The sequence below is a fragment of the Pantoea rwandensis genome, assembly GCF_000759475.1.
In the GTDB taxonomy this organism is placed as follows: Bacteria; Pseudomonadota; Gammaproteobacteria; order Enterobacterales; family Enterobacteriaceae; genus Pantoea; species Pantoea rwandensis_B.
Genome location: NZ_CP009454.1, coordinates 1,305,579 through 1,323,755 on the forward strand (window position 1 = coordinate 1,305,579; position 18,177 = coordinate 1,323,755).

Annotated in this window: 1 protein-coding gene; it reads left to right on the plus strand. The window is 58.0% G+C overall.

Annotated features, from left to right (window positions below; genetic code table 11):
• Window positions 1-212: 212 nt before the first annotated feature.
• Entirely contained in the window at window positions 213-18,110 is a 17,898-nt protein-coding gene (locus LH22_RS06075; RefSeq protein WP_052059363.1) for an Ig-like domain-containing protein, read from the plus strand.
• The last annotated feature ends 67 nt before the right edge of the window (window positions 18,111-18,177 follow it).

Sequence of the window (18,177 nt, forward strand, 5' to 3'; positions counted from 1 at the left end):
AGGCATTTCCCCCTTTGTTCCGCTGAAAAATAAACCCAACCCTCTCTCGGGATGGAGGCTTAACTCGGCTCAGCGCGATTTCATCATGAGTTTTTATGAAATCGACCAAGAGAGGAAGTGAATAGTCATTTGGATTATTCGCCATTGAAGCCGGTATCTGCGGATACCGGGCGTTTTTATGGAATTTAATAACTGCGCGGGATTTCGATAACATGAATAATATCTCTATCACTCCTAAAGGTGGGACGGTTGCTTCTGAAGTCAGTGGCAGCCAGGTCAATTTATCTGCGCCAAGCGTAGTTAAACTTCACCTTAATCAATCAGATATTAAGTCTTTCACACGCAATGGTAATGATTTAGTCGTCACCACAAAATCTGGTGAAGTAGTTGTTATTCATAACTTTTATACGGCAGCAGGCGACAGTGACCTGGTGCTGCAGGACGACAAAGGTGCGCTGTGGTGGGTTGAAGATCCGGGCACTGATGGGTTCCAGTACGTCAACATCGACAGCACCGAAGGGCTATTGGCTGAGAACACCACCAATGATGGCACGATTGCGGCCTTCGGTATCGGTGGTGCAGCTCTGGCAGGCTTGGGCGCGATGTTTGCCGGTTCGGCGGGCGGTGGCGGCGGTAATGCCGCAGTCAGTGACGGTAGCACCGGTGGTGGTAATAACGGCGGTGGTAACAACGGCGGCGGTAATAACGGTGGCGGCAACAATGGTGGAGGCGATACCACTCCTCCAGCCGTAGTCACCAACCTGGTGGTCAGTGATAACGTTGGTCCCTATCAGGGCGCAATCACCACCGGATCAGTCTCTGATGACAACACTCCAACCTTAAGTGGTAACGGCGAAGTCGGGGCCATTATTCGCGTTTATGATGGCACAACGCTGCTGGGTTCCACCGTGGTGGGCGCGAATGGCACCTGGACTTTCACTTCCCCAGCGTTGCCAGACGGTTCACATAGCCTGACCGTCACCGCGACCGATGCGGCTGGCAATACCAGCGCCGCCAGCGATCCGATCACCTTTACTGTGGATACCACTGCGCCAGAAGCGGTGAGTGATCTTAGTGTCGGGAATAACGCCGGCTCGGTGGTGATTCCCATCACGAACGGCGGCGCAACCAATGACACCACACCAGTGCTGAGCGGCCGAGGCGAGGTGGGGAGTATTATCACTATTCGCGATGGCGATACCGTTCTGGGCAGCGTCACCGTAGGCAGCAACGGCAGCTGGAGTTTCACCAGTCCCGCGTTAGATCAGGGTAGTCATACTCTCAGCATCACCTCAACAGACGCGGCGGGCAACACCAGTGCAGCGACCACTATTACCTTCACGGTCGATACCGTAGCACCAACCAGCGCCACGGGTCTGGCCTTAAGCGGAAATGCTGACGGTACGGCCTCACAGGTTTCCAGCGGCGGAACAACGGATGACAGCACACCAACCCTGAGCGGAAATGGTGAAGTAGGCGCGGTGATCAGTGTTTATGACAACAACATTCTGATTGGCACGGCGGTGGTCGGTAGCGATAGCAACTGGAGCTTCACCACGCCAGCTCTCAGCAACGGTTCACACAGTCTGACCGTGACGCAGACTGATGCTGCCGGCAATGTCAGCTCGGTTTCTGATGCGTTTGACTTTAATGTGCAGGCTGGGCTGCCTCCAGCCACCACCTCACTGGAAATTACCGACGACACCGGCAACACTCTGGTGCAGCTGGCTAATGGCGCCAGCACCCATGACAGCACGCCAACGCTGAGTGGGCTGGCCATTGCCGGTGCACTGATCACCCTCTACAACGGCACGACAGAAATCGGCAGTGTGGTGGCGGGCCCGGATGGACAGTGGAGCTTCACGCCAGCTGCACTTGCAGATGGCACTTACAATTTCCATGCCTCTGTCACCGATACCGATGGCGATGGCAGCGTGACGCAAACGCCGATCATTGTCATCACCATCGATACAGTGGTGCCGAGTGCAGCAGCGGGCTTGCAGTTGAGTGATAACGGCAGTGGTACCGTGCAGCCCATTGCTTCAGGGGGGGCAACCAACACCACTCATCCAGTGCTGAGCGGCACAGCGGAACCTGGCAGCACCGTTACCGTTCGTGATGGTACGATCGTACTTGGCACCGCCACAGTGGGCAGCAACGGCAGCTGGAGCTTTACCTCCCCAACCCTCTCAGAGGGTAGCCACAGTCTTACCACCACCGTGACCGATCCTGCAGGTAACACCAGCGCAGCATCGGATCCTATCACCTTCACCGTCGATACCCAGGCGCCAGCGGCTGCCAGTAATCTGGTCGTCACTGACGATGTCGGCGCAAGCACCGGGCCGCTCACGGCTGGAGCAACGACTGACGACAACACGCCGACTCTTAGCGGTAACGCCGAAGCGAACAGTATCGTAAAAATTTACGATGGCACGACGTTGTTGGGAAGTGTTGCAGTCGGCAGCAGTGGCAGCTGGAGTTTCACCACGCCAGTTCTGAGCAACGGCAGCCATACGTTAAGCACCACGGTGACTGATGCGGCGGGAAATGTCAGCCAGGCAACCACCGGATTTGGCATCACTGTTGCTGCGGGAGTGCCACCAACCACCAGTACGCTGCAAGTCACCGACGATAGCGGTAGCACGCTGAAAGTTCTGCCAGATGGCTCCAGCACGCATGATAAAACACCGGTTCTCAGCGGCCAGGCAGCCGCCGGGGATATCATCACGCTTTACAACGGTACGACACTGCTGGGCAGCACCACGGCGGGTTCAGATGGACAATGGAGCTTCACCCCGGCTTCGCTGGCGGATGGAACTTATGCCTTCCATGCCGTGGCGACCGATAGCACCGGAAACCCCACCAATTCCGTTACCATCAACATCACCATCGATACCGTCGCGCCCGCAGTGGCAGGCGATCTGCAACTCAGTAACAACAACGGAAGTGTTGTTACGCCAATCGCTGCAGGCGGCACGACCAGCGACAATACCCCAGTACTCAGCGGCACGGCAGAACCGGGAAGCATCGTCACAGTGAGTGATGGTAGCAATGTGCTGGGTACGGCGACAGTGGGGGCTAATGGCAGCTGGAGCTTCACCTCGCCAGCTCTGAGTGACGGTAGCCATAGCCTGACCACGAAGGTCACCGATGCGGCGGGTAACACTGGTCCAGCGTCCACACCCGTTACGTTAACCGTAGACACTACACCTCCTACCGCCGTAAGCGGTTTAGTGGTCACCGATAATGTTGGCGACTCACAGGGTGCATTGGCATCAGGAGATATCACTGATGACAATACGCCGACGCTGAGTGGCACGGGCGAACCGAACGCGCTGTTAAGTATTTATGATGGCACCACTTTGCTGGGCAATGTGACCGTGAATACGGACGGCACCTGGACCTTCACCACCCCAGCACTGAGTAATGGCAGCCACACTTTCACCATCACCGCCACAGACGCAGCCGGTAACGTGGGGCCAACCAGCCCGCCGTTTACGGTGAATATCGAAGCCGGATTGCCAGCGGCGACCACTTCACTGCAGGGTGTTGATGACAATGGGAATACCGTCGAACCGTTGACCAATGGTGTCAGTACCAATGACCCTACACCGGTGCTGATTGGTGTGGCGAGTCCGGGAAATATCATCACTTTGTATGATGGAGGTACGCTGCTCGGTAGCACAACGGCGGGTAGCAATGGCCAATGGTTATTCCGAGTTGGCACCCTGTCGGATGGTGCGCACGCGCTGCATGGCACCATTACCGATGCGGCAGGTAACGTAACGCCAACTGCCACACTCAATATCACCGTCGACACCATTGCACCGGATGCCGCCAGCGGATTGCAGCTGAATAACGATGCAGGCAGCACCGCCGTTCCTATCACCGCAGGTAGCGTCACCAATGATCCGACTCCCGTGTTGAGCGGTAGCGCGGAGGCGGGTAGCGTTGTCACGGTTCGTGACGGCAGCACCGTTCTGGGTAAGGTGACGGTCGGCAGTAACGGCACCTGGACTTTCACTACCCCGGCACTGGGTGAAGGCAACCACAGTCTGACCACCACCGTGACGGATGCGGCAGGTAACGCCAGCCCGGCAACCACGCCGATCTCCTTCAGTGTAGATACCACTGCACCCGCTGCTGTCAGTGGTCTGGTGGTGACCGATGATGTGGGTAGTAGCACGGGTCCACTGACATCGGGTGCAACTACCGATGACAGCACACCTACCTTGAGTGGTACAGCGGAAGCGGGCAGCATCGTAAAAGTTTACGATGGCACCACGCTGCTAGGGTCGGCTGCAGTAGGCAGCAATGGTAGCTGGACCTTCACGCCAGCATCACCGTTGACTAACGGCCAGCATAACTTCACTACCACGGTGACCGATGCAGCGGGCAACGTCAGCCCAGCTTCCCCGGCCTTTACGGTCAACATTGATGCGGGTGTACCTGCAACCAACGATCTGATCGTCGTGTCAGATGACAGCGGCAGCACTATTGTTCAGTTGACGGATAACTCCAGCACCCATGACACCACGCCGGTGTTAAGCGGTCTGGCGGGCGCGGGCGACCTGATCACTATCTTCAACGGCACGACCGTGTTGGGCTCGGTGACGGCAGGCAGCGATGGGCAGTGGAGCTTTACGCCATCTGCTTTAGTTGACGGCACATACGCCTTCCACGCTCAAGCGACAAATCCAACAACCGGCGCGGTGACAGATACCCCAACCATTAATGTCACTATCGACACCGCTGCTCCGACGGCACCAACCAATGTTGGACTGACAAATGGGGATGGCGATCCGATCCCTTCAGGCAGTAGCACTAACACCAACACGCCAACCCTCACCGGCAGTGGTGGTGAGCCTGGCAGTACCGTGACCATTTCCGATGGCACCACGGTAATTGGTACCACCACAGTCGGTGGCGATGGTACCTGGACATACACCACTCCGCCTTTAAGCGACGGCAACCATAGCCTGACGTCAACGGTGACGGATCCAGCGGGCAACACCAGTCCGTCCTCAACGCCAGTGACCGTGACCGTGGATACTCAGCCTCCGGCAGCGGCTGGCAATGTCCAACTTACTTACGAGGGTGGCACGCCAATTACTTCTGGCGGCAGCACCAATGACAACACGCCAACCCTGAACGGCACCGCAGAACCGGGCAGTACGGTAACCGTTTCTGATGGCGGCGCGGTATTGGGCACCGCCACTACCGGAAGCGATGGCACCTGGAGCTATACCCCAACTACGCCGCTGGGCGATGGCAGCCATAGCCTGACCACAACCGTCACCGATCCGGCGGGTAATACCGGACCGGCTAGTACGCCCGTCATTGTAACAGTCGACACCACCGCGCCCGCTGCAGCATCCGGTGTGCTGCTGAGCAATGATTCCAGCGGCACAGCAGTACCGATCACTGGCGGCACCACCAATGACACCACGCCGGTGCTGAGTGGTCGTGCCGAACCTGGCAGCACGGTTAACGTGTCTGATAACGGTACCGTGATTGGCTCGACCACGGTGGGTAATGACGGCAACTGGAGCTTTACGCCATCGGCCCCGTTGAGCGATGGCAGCCATAGTCTGACCACGACCGTGACTGACCCTGCGGGCAATACCGGCGCGGCAAGCGCACCCATCTCAGTCACCGTGGATACCACTATCCCTGCTGCACCGGGTAATGTGGCGTTGAGCAATGATGAGAGCGGCACCCCTGTACCGATTACCTCTGGTGCGGCGACCAATGATGTCACGCCCGTTCTGAGTGGCTCGGCAGCGGCAGGCAGCACGATCACCGTCTCTGATGGTGGCACCGTGCTGGGTAGCGTGGTGGTGGGCAGCGGTGGCACCTGGAGCTTTACGCCAACGACGCCGTTAGGCGAAGGCAGTCACAGTATTACTGCGACCACCACCAGCCCGGCAGGCAATACCAGTGCGCCATCTTCGCCAATCGTCATCACGGTCGATACCACAGCACCTGAAGAAGCGAGTGGTCTGCAGCTCAACAATGACAGCAGCGGCACGCCAGTTCCTATTGCCGCAGATGGCACCACCAATGACACCACTCCAGTCCTGAGTGGTACCGCTGAACCGGGCAGCACGGTGAAAGTTTCTGACAACGGCACGGAGATTGGTTCGGTCACCGTTGGCAGCAATGGTAGCTGGAGTTTCACCCCAACGACGCCGCTGGAGTCGGGTTCGCATAGCCTGACGACCACCGTGACGGATCCGGCCGGCAACACCGGTCCGGAAACCACACCGATTACCTTTAACGTGGACACCACGCAGCCTGAACCTGCTAGTGGACTGGTGCTGAACAATGACACCAGCGGTACGGCGGTACCGATTACCAATGGCGCGACCAATGACACCACACCGGTGTTAACCGGTTCAGCCGATGTTGGCAGCACTGTTACCGTGCTGGATGGCACCACGGTTCTGGGCACTGTGGTTGTAGGCGCTGGCGGGACCTGGAGCTTCACTACGCCAGCGCTGAGCCAGGGCGATCACAGTCTGACCACAACGGTGACCAGCCCGGCAGGTAACGTGAGCGAGGCTTCACCAGCCATCACCTTCACCGTGGATACACAAGCACCTGCAGCGGCAGGAGGGCTGCAGTTCACCACCGACGACGGCACGCCAATTGCCACAGGCGGATCCACCAGCGATACCACGCCAACCCTGAGCGGAACTGCTGAAGTCGGCAGTACGGTCACCATCTCCGAAGGGACCACCGTGCTTGGCTCTGTCGTGGTGGGCAGCGGTGGTACCTGGAGCTTCACACCCACAACGCCGCTGGAGGAGGGCAGCCACAGTCTGACCACCGTGGTCACTGACCCGGCAGGAAACAGCAGTGCGCCAACCTCTGAGGTGATTGTCATTGTCGATAGCACCTCTCCGGGGGAAGTCGGCGATCTGCAACTCAGTAATGATTCAACGGGTGTGGCGGTGCCTATTACCGCAGGCAGTGCCACTAACGACGCTACACCAGTACTCAGCGGTACCGCTGAAGCAGGCAGTATCGTCACAGTGAAAGACAATGGCACCACGATTGGTACCGCGATTGTTGGCAGCGATGGTAACTGGAGCTTTACGCCAGCGGCCGCATTGGCTGAGGGCCCACACAGTCTGACTACCATCGTCACCGATTCAACCGGCAACGCCGGTCCTGAATCACCTGCATTTGAATTCAGCGTGGATACCGTTGCGCCTGATTCGGCCAATGCAGTGGTACTGAACAATGACAACGGCGGTGGTGTGATTCCGATCACATCAGGTGGCGCGACCAATGACACCACGCCGGTACTGAGCGGAACAGCAGAGGCGGGTACCATCATCACCGTGCGTGATGGCGATACCGTGCTCGGCAGTGTGCAGGTCGCAGTGGGTGGCGCCTGGAGCTTCACTTCACCTGTGCTCAGTCAGGGGGCGCACAGTCTCACCGCAACCGTGACAGATGCAGCAGGCAACAGCAGTGCACCTTCTACGGCGATCACCTTTACTGTCGATACCCAGGCACCTAACACCGCCGGTGCCGTGCAGTTAAGTAATGACAGCAGCGGCACTGCTGTACCCATCACCGCGGGAAGTGTCACCAATGACAATACGCCAGTACTGAGCGGAACCGCTGAAGTGGGCACGACTGTCACCATCCTTGATGGCAGTAATGTGCTGGGCACTGTAGTGGTGGGCACTGGCGGCACCTGGACCTTTACACCCACATTGGCATTGGGCGAGGGGGTGCACAGTATTACCACCACCGTTACCGATGCTGCGGGCAACGTCAGTGCACCATCAGCGGCGATTGGCTTTACCGTGGACAGCACACCACCAGCGACTCCGGTGGTGACCAGCCTCAGCAATAACAACGCCGGTACTGCCGTGGTGATCACTGCGGGCAGCACCACCAATGACTCCACACCTGTTATTCGCGGAACGGGCGAAATTGGCGCTACCGTGACCATTCGTGATGGCAGTACGGTTCTGGGGACGGCGATTGTCGGTACCAACGGCATCTGGCGCTTCGAGCCGACTACAGCACTGGGCCAGGGCAGCCATACTCTGACGGCTACCGCAACAGACACCGCAGGAAACAGCAGTGCACCTTCTGCTGGCATTACTTTCAACGTAGATACCATCGCACCTGACGCTATCAGTGATTTGGTGGCGAAAGATGACAGTGGCAATACGCTAACCGGAGTGACCAACGACAATACACCATCCCTGAGCGGCACGGCGGAAGCGGGCAGTATCATCAAAGTTTACGATGGCACCACCCTGATCGGTTCAACTCAGGCTGGCACCGGCGGTACCTGGAACTTCACGACTCAGACCCTGACCGACGGCGCTCACACGCTGACTGCCACCGCCACCGATACGGCGGGCAACGTCAGTGCTGCGGGTAATGCGGTGACAATAACGGTGGATACTTCTGTTCCGTCTACGCCAGATTTTGTGGTCACCAATAACGATGTCTTGCCAACGGAGACAGTAGCGAACAACGGCTATACCAACGACAACACGCCAGTGTTGAGTGGTACCGCTACGGCTAACAGCCTGGTGACCATTTATGATGGCAATACGGCGATTGGTAGCGTCACCACCAATGCGCAGGGCGTGTGGAGCTTCACAGCGGATACGCTGAATGATGGTGCGCATCCACTGACCATTACGGTGACTGATTCAGCGGGCAACGTCAGCCCGGCTTCTGCTGTGGTCACGATCAATATTGACACTGAAGCGCCGGATGTGGCGCAAGGCGTGACCGTCAACAACAACGAAGGCAGTACGTTGGTGCCGATTGCAGCAGACGGCTTTACCAACGACACCACGCCACAACTAACCGGCAGTGCCGAGGCTGGCAGTATCGTCAGAATTTATGACGGTGCTGGCGAAATCGGCTCGGTGTTGGTAGGCAGCAGTGGTAACTGGAGTTTCACCACCGACACCCTGGGTCAAGGTGAACACAATCTGAGTGTGACGGTGACGGATGCGGCAGGTAATACCAGTGCTAATTCCCCAACCCTGACCTTTACCGTGGACAGTGAAGCACCGGACGCAGCGCAAGGTCTTACGCTCGCCAATAACAACAGCGGCACAGAAGTGCCTGTTACGAGCGGCAGCACGACCAATGACAGTACACCGGTTCTGCGCGGTACAGCGGAAGCCAACAGCACCATTATTATCTCTGATGGCAATACCGTTCTCGGTACGGTTATCGCGGATGGCAGTGGTGACTGGAGTTACTCACCAACATTGACAGATGGTACCCATAATCTGAGCGTGGTGGTGCAGGATGCGGCCGGCAATACTAGCCCGATCAGCGACGTTGTGAACGTCACCATTGATACCGTGGCACCGCCATCGGTAACCAACCTGGTGCTGACCAACAACATTGATGGTGCGATTAACATTCCAAACGGCGGTTTGACCAACGACAGCACGCCAGTGCTGAGCGGCAACGGGGAGGTGGGCAGCATCATTACCATCTCTGATGCCAGTGGGGTATTGGGATCCACAACCGTTATTGCCGGTGGTACATGGAGCTTTACGCCACCCACTGCGCTGGCGGACGGTTCTCATACCTTCAGTGTCAGTGCATCTGATGCAGCTGGTAACGTGAGCGGTACCACCACCATTAGTGCGGTGATTGATGCCACACCTCCTGCGGCACCAAGTGCGATTACTGCCAGCAATGACAACGGAACGATGCCGGTGGCGATTGCAAATGGCAGCACCACCAACGACAGTTCGCCGTTCCTCAGCGGTAGTGGTGAAGCGGGTAGCATTATCCGCATCTATGATGGCACCACGGTGTTGGGCAGTACGGCGGTGGGGAGTAATGGTCAATGGAGCTTCAGCGTGCCAGCACTGGATGACGGCACCTATACGCTGCGCGTGACGGCAACGGATGCCGCAGGTAACACCAGTCAGGCCGCGAACACCGTTGACTTCACCGTTGACGCCACTCCACCAGTAACCCCAACGCTGTTGGTGACCAACGACATCACCTCTACGGTCGTGGACAACAACGGATTAACCAATGACAACACGCCTTCACTGAGTGGTAGCGCCGAGGCGAACAGTCTGGTGACCATTTATGATGGCACCACGGTCATCGGTTCAACCACGGCGACCAGTGGCGGTACCTGGACCTTTACTTCACCAACGCTGACCGACGGTTCGCATACGCTCACTGTCACCGTGACCGATGAAGTGGGTAACGTGAGTACTTCGGCGCCGACTGTCGTTCGCATTGATGCCACACCGCCGCAGCCGGTTAGCGATCTGCTGCTGCAAAACAACAGCGGTAGCACCCCGACTACCATTGCCAATGGCGGCACCACCAATGACAGTACACCACTGCTCAGCGGTAAGGCGGAAGCGGGATCAACCGTAACGGTTTATGAGGGTACCACCGTGCTGGGTACTGCAGTGGCAGATACCAATGGCAACTGGAGTGTGGCGACCACAACACTGACCGATGCGACGCATTCGCTAACCATCAATGTCACTGACCCGGCAGGTAACGTCAGCTCCAATGCTTCTGCAACGCTGACTGTGGATACCTCTACACCAGCGCAAGTATTGACGTTTGCGATTTATAACAACGCCAATACCACGCCTGTCGAAGTCGCTAACAATGGCTACTCCAATGACAACACGCCAGTGCTGCGCGGCACTGGTGTCGCAGGTACCACTATCAATATCTTTGTGGATGGTGTGCAAGTGGGTACCACCACGGTAGCGAGCAATGGCGTATGGCGCTATGAAACGGGCACGCAAACTGACGGTCTCCACAATTATGCGGTGTCAGTCACCAACGCTGCTGGCACCACTAGCGCTCAAACTGCAGCGATTGGCGTCAATATTGATACGGGTATTCCGACTACAGTGAGTGCCCTGGTGGTGAGTGATGATGCAGGTGGCAGCACCGGTAACCTGACATCTGGCCAAACCACCGATGATAATACACCGACTTTCGGCGGCTCAGCGGAAGCCGGAAGTACGGTATCAGTTTACGATGGTACAACGCTACTGGGAACCGCGACGGCAACAGGTGGTGCATGGAGCTTCACGCCACCGGCAGGGTTGTCAAACGGTAGCCATAGCTTCACCTTTACGGTGACGGATCAGGCTGGCAACGTCAGCGCTGCAAGTACTCCGGCATTCACGCTGAACATTTCTGCAGGATTGCCGACCACCACCAGTACGTTGGTTATCACCGATGACAGCGGCAGTACGCCTGTCACGCTGGCTAATGGTGCGAACACCAAAGATGGTACGCCTGTGCTGACAGGTTCTGCGGATCCGGGTGATGTCATTACCATCCACGATGTCAACAATACGGTGCTGGGAAGTCTCACTGTTGGCGCAAGCGGCCAGTGGAGCTTCAATCCAACGCTGGTAGATGGTGCTCACGCGATATATGTGACTACCGTTGATTCGTTGGGTAACCCGGGAGACACCTCTGCAACCATCACCTTCACCATCGACACTGTTGCACCAGTAGCCGTGACCGATCTGGCGGCTGCCAATAACAATGGCGGTGCACCGGTTGCGATTGCCAATAACGGCATCACCAATGACAGCACCCCGCTGCTCACCGGTAACACGGAAGCAAACGGCATTGTCACCATCTATGACGGCAACACCGTTGTGGGTTCAACGACAGCCAGTGCAACGGGTGCGTGGAGCTTTATTTCACCTACCCTGAGCCAGGGCGCACATACCTTAAGCGTCACAGTCACCGATGCAGCAGGAAACGTAGGGCCTCGTTCTTCTACCGTGAACTTCACCGTGGATAGCATTGCGCCTAACGCCACTACGCTGGTGGTCACCAATGACGCTAATGGCAATACGGTGGTGCCAAATAATGGTGCGACCAACGACTCGACTCCAACGCTGAGTGGCACGGCAGAAGCCAATGGCCGCGTCTCCGTTTACGATGGCACGACGCTGCTAGGTACGGCGATTGCCAGTGCGACAGGGGCATGGACCTTCACCTCAACGGCATTGACGCAGGGCTCGCATACGCTGAATGTCACCGTGACGGATGCGGCAGGCAACGTCAGCGGTACTACGTCGTCGACTGTGGTGATCGATACCACTCCGCCGGCTGCTGTCGCGGGGCTGGCTGCCGCCAACAACAACGGCAGTACGCCAGTGGCGATTGCCGCAGGCAGCAGCACCAACGACAACACCCCAGCGCTAAGTGGTACAGCAGAAGCAGGCAGCGTCGTCAAAATCTATGACGGCACAATTCTGCTGGGTTCGGTGACGGCGAACGCCACCACCGGTGCGTGGAGTTACACCTCAACGCAGCTGGCTGATGGCGCACACACCATCAACGTGACGGCGACCGATGCGGCGGGCAACACCAGCTCGAATGCCTCGATTACCTTTACCGTGGTGACAGGTGCGCCGAATCCGGTGACAGGCCTGGTGGTGAACGACAACGTGGGCACCTCACAAGGCCCGTTGACGAGTGGTGCATCTACCGATGACAACACGCCAACCCTGAGCGGTTCCGCGACGGCAGGCAACATTGTGGTGATTTCTGAGGGCACCACCGTTCTCGGCTCGGTCGTCGTCGGAAGCGGTGGCACCTGGACCTTCACCACTGCAGCACTGAGTGAAGGATCGCATCCACTGAGTGTCACCGTGCGTGATGCAGCGGGCAACACCAGTACGGCCACTAACTTCACTGTGGTGGTGGATACCGTGGCGCCGGCAACGACGTCACTGGTGGTCACCAACGATAACACCACGGCCGTCGTCCCCAACGGTGGCTCGACCAACGACACCACGCCAACACTGAGCGGTGTGGCGGAAGCCAACGGTCGCGTCTCGATTTACGATGGTACTAACTTGTTGGGCACGGCGATTGCCAGCGGCACCGGCGCATGGACCTTCACCTCAACGGCACTGGCACAGGGCTCTCATACGCTGAACGTCACGGTGACTGATGCAGCAGGTAACGTCAGTGGTACCACCTCTTCTGTGGTGGTGATCGATACCACACCTCCGGCGGCGGTAGCGAGCCTGGCAGCGGCGAACAACAACGGCAGTACGCCGGTGGCGATTCTCGCAGGCAGCAGCACCAACGACAACACGCCAGCCATCAGCGGTACGGCGGAAGCGGGTAGTGTGGTGAGGGTCTACGATGGCGGAACCCTGCTCGGTTCTGTTATCGCAGGCAGCAACGGTGCCTGGAGTCTGACATCCACCACGCTGGCTGACGGTAGCCACACCATCAACGTGACGGCGACCGATGCGGCGGGCAACATCAGTCCGAATGCGTCCATCACCTTCACGGTGGATACCGCCGTGCCTGCCACGGTCACTAACCTGGTGGTCACCAACGATGTCACCAGCACCACGGTGCCAAACGGCGGTTCAACCAATGACAACACGCCAACCCTTACCGGTACGGCTGAGGCGAATGCGATTGTCACGGTGTATGACGGCACGACAGTATTGGGCTCCACTACGGCCAGCGGCACCGGTGCATGGAGCTTCGTCAGCCCGGCATTGAGCAACGGGACACATCCGCTGAGTGTCACAGTGAAAGACGCAGCGGGTAACGTCAGTCCGGCATCGACCCCGGTTTCCGTGATTGTCGATACCGTGGCGCCGAATGCTTCGACGCTGGTCATCACTAACGACAACACTAATACTACGGTGCCAAACGGTGGATCGACTAACGACAGCACGCCAACCCTGAGCGGTACGGCGGAAGTGGGCAGCATCGTCAGGATTTACGATGGCAGCACGCTGCTTACCTCCATCACTGTCGGTGCTTCTGGAAACTGGACCTATACCACTGCGGCTCTGAGCCAGGGTTCACACCCGATCAGCGTCACGTCGACGGATGCGGCAGGTAACATCAGCGCGACCACCAGTGCGACGGTGAATATCGATACCGTAATTCCTACCATCACTCTGGCGGCGGCCAATAACAACGGCAGTACCGCAGTAGCGATTGGCGCAGGGACCAGCACCAACGACAACACGCCTGCATTTAGCGGCACCGCGGAAGCGAACAGCGTCGTCAAAATCTTCGACGGCGGTGTGCAGATCGGTTCTGTGACGGCCAGCAGTACGGGCGCGTGGAGTTGGACCTCAACTACCCTGACTGAAGGTGCGCACACCATCACCGCGACCGCGACCGATGCTGCGGGTAACGTCAGTCCTGCCGCTTCCACCAACTTCATCGTGGATACGGTGGTGCCTAACACCGTCACCAACCTGGTGGTCACCAACGATAACACCAGCACAGTGGTGCCAACCGGCGGTTCTACCAACGACAACACGCCAACCCTCTCCGGTACGGCTGAGGCGAACGCGATTGTCACGGTGTATGACGGCACGACCGTGCTGGGTTCCACTACCGCCAGCGGTACCGGCGCGTGGAGCTTTGTCAGCCCGGTATTGAGTAATGGTAGCCACCCACTAAGTGTGACGGTGAAAGATGCGGCGGGTAACGTCAGCCCATCCTCAACACCGGTCACCATCACCGTGGATACCGTAGCGCCAAATACCGCAACGCTGGTGATCACCAACGATGTCACCAACACCACGGTCGCCAGCGGGGGTTCCACCAACGACACTACGCCAACGCTGAGTGGTACGGCGGAAGCCGGTGGTCGTGTGACTATCTATGACGGTACAACGGCGCTGGGTACTGCTATCGCCAACAGTTCGGGAGCGTGGACCTTCACAACCTCGACCTTGACGCAAGGCTCGCATACCATCAGCGTGTCGGTCACGGATGCAGCCGGTAACGTCAGTGGCAGAACCAACGCCACCGTGGTTATCGACACCACGCCTCCGGCAGCGGTTACCCTGGTGGCGGCCAATAACAATGGCAGCACGGCGGTGACGATTCCGAATAACGGAGTCACCAATGACAGCACGCCGCTGTTGAGCGGTACGGGTGAGGTCGGGGCTAAGGTCAGTATCTATGACGGTACAATCTTGCTGGGCACCACCACCGTCGCCAGCAACGGCACCTGGAGCTTCATCTCCACCACGTTGAGCAACGGCAGCCATACGTTGAATGTCACCCAGACAGATGCGGCGGGCAACGTTAGCCCGAATGCATCAACCGTGATGACCATCGACACTGTGGCACCGAATGCGGTCACCAACCTGGTGATCAACGATGATGTTGGTGCGAGCCAGGGACCGTTGGCCAATGGCGCCGTTACCGATGATGCGACGCCGACCCTGAGCGGTACCGCAGAAGCGAATGCCATTGTCACCATCTATGACGGCACAACGGTGCTGGGTTCTGTAACTGCCGGGACCAACGGTGCATGGACCTTCACCACGGCCACGTTGAGTAACGGTACCCATCCGTTGAGCGTCACGGTGACCGATGCAGCGGGTAACACCAGTGCAGCTTCCGCAACGGTCTCCATTACCGTGGATACCGTGGCTCCAGCGGCATCAACCCTGGTGATTACCAACGACATCACCAACACCACGGTGGCAAACGGCGGTTACACCAATGACACCACGCCAACCCTGAGCGGTACGGCGGAAGTGGGCAGCAAAGTGTCGATCTACGACGGCACGACGCTGCTGGGCACGTTGACGGTGGGCAGCAGTGGCGCATGGACCTACACCACGACGGTATTGACGCAGGGTAGCCACCCGATCAATGTCACCGTGACGGATCCAGCAGGCAATGTCAGCGGCACCACGTCAGCCACGGTGATTGTCGATAGCGTGGCTCCAGCGGCAGTGACCAGTCTCGTTGCGGCCAACAACAACGGCAGTACGGCGGTGACGATTCCTAACAATGGTGCCACCAATGACAGCACGCCACTCTTGACCGGTAACGGTGAAGTCGGTGCACGCGTCAATATTTATGATGGCACTACGCTGCTCGGCACGACTACGGTGGGCAGTAACGGCACCTGGAGCTTTATCTCCACCACCTTGAGCAACGGTACGCACACCATCAACGTATCGCAGACCGATGCGGCAGGTAACACCAGTCCAACGGCCTCGACCACGCTGCGTGTGGACACCGTAGCTCCAACGGCAAGTACGCTGACCATTACCGACGATACCGGCACCACGCCGGTGACGCTGGCCAATGGCGCCTACACCAAAGACACCACGCCAACCTTGAGTGGCACGGCAGAAGTGGGTGCGATTGTCACCATCTATGATGGCGCGACCGTTCTTGGCTCCCTCACCGTAGGCAGTTCCGGTGCATGGACCTACACCACTGCGGTTCTGGCGAACGGTGCGCATCCGTTGAGCACCACCGTCACGGATGCGGCGGGTAACGTCAGTTCCGGCAACACTACAGCCACGGTGAACATCGATAACGTGGCACCAGTCGCGGTGACCAACCTGGCGATTAACTCGGCGGGTACCACCGTAACCGGTAGTGGTGAAGTGGGCGATACGGTGACGGTGCGTGATGCCAACGGTAACTCGCTCGGTACCACGACAGTCGGCGCGGCGGGCACCTGGTCGGTGACCCTCAGCACCGCACAAACCACCGGTGCTTCACTGTCCGTTATCCAGACTGACCGTGCGGGCAACGTCTCACCATCCGCCTCGTTGACCGGGGTGATTCGTATCGTGGCCGCCAACGACACCAATGAGGTGGACTACAGCACAACCACGCAAACGGTGAATAACGGCACCACCAGCGTCTCGCATGCGGCTCTGGCCACGGTGAACCTTGGCACACTGCTGGGTGTAGGCGTTCTGTCTAACGGTAACGCTTATACCTTTAACGTGGGCAGTGGTGATACCCGCACTGTAACCCTGCACGGTTCGGTCGGTGGTATTTCTCTGATATCAACCTACTCGCTGTATCTCTATCAACAGAACTCAGATGGTTCCTGGACACTGAAGAGCGTGACATCGAACTATCTGGCGACCACATTGCTGTCAATCGGTACTCAGACAGGTGCCAACGTCACTTATAGCGGACTCGGCGCGGGTACCTATGCGGTGGTGATTGGTTCGAGTGGCGGTATTGCCGTGCTGCCAAGCACCACCATCACCACGGTGACAGATACCACGCTGGATGCGGTGACAGTTTCCTCAACGGTAACGGGCAATCTGCTGACCAATGACACCAGCTCAGTCGCGGGTACGGTACCAACCGGTACTGCGGTGACTACGGTGTCGGGCAGTGCCGTTGCCGCGACGGGCAACACGGTGATCAATACCACCTACGGTACGCTGACCATCGATTCGCACGGTAACTACACCTACGTGCTGAAGGCGGGGCTGGACGTCAGTACCTTGCCAACCACCGACACCTTCACTTATTCGGTGAGGGATTCCAGTGGTGCAGTGACTTCAGCATCCCTGACGGTCACGTTGCATAACGGTGCGGCGACATCGCTCACAGTGAACAGCCTGCTGGCGGAAACCACCTCAACCGGTGATCACGATGCCAGCGGCAGTATCTACGGTGACTCGACGACGCATACCGGAACCTTGAGTATCACTAATGAACACGGTGATGTCACAACGGTTCACAGCGTGGGTACCACGTCGATTGCCGGGGACTATGGTGTGCTGAGTATTGCAGCCAACGGTAGCTACACCTATACGCTTAATGCAGGGGTTGATGGACAAAGCCTGCTGCATAAAGAGGTGTTCAGCTACACGCTGGCAGCAAGCGATGGCACCATCACCACGCACTCCTTCACCATCGACCTGCATCCGACCATCACAGGAACGGCGGGGGCTGACACCATCACCGGCGGTGCGTATAACGACACCATCACGACCGGTGCGGGTGCCGATACCCTGGTGTATCACCTGTTGGCGAGTGCAGACTCAACGGGAGGGAACGGTCACGATACCTGGACCGACTTCAATGTTGCGCAAGGCGACAAAATTGACATCAGTAACTTGCTAATCGGCTGGAATGATTCCACAAGTAATATTAATGATTTCGTGAAAGTGGATCATACTTCAGATGGCAATACCGTGCTCTCAATTGACCGTGACGGTACCGGTACGGGTTACAGCAGTACCCAGTTGATAACGCTGGAAGGTGTCAACGTTTCACTGGAGGAATTGCTGCAGCAACCGCACCAGACTCACACGGCATAAGGGGCCGCGCGTAGCAAGGATGCAGTAAGGGCTCATGGATGAGCCCCTTTCCTTTTACTGACTGGTG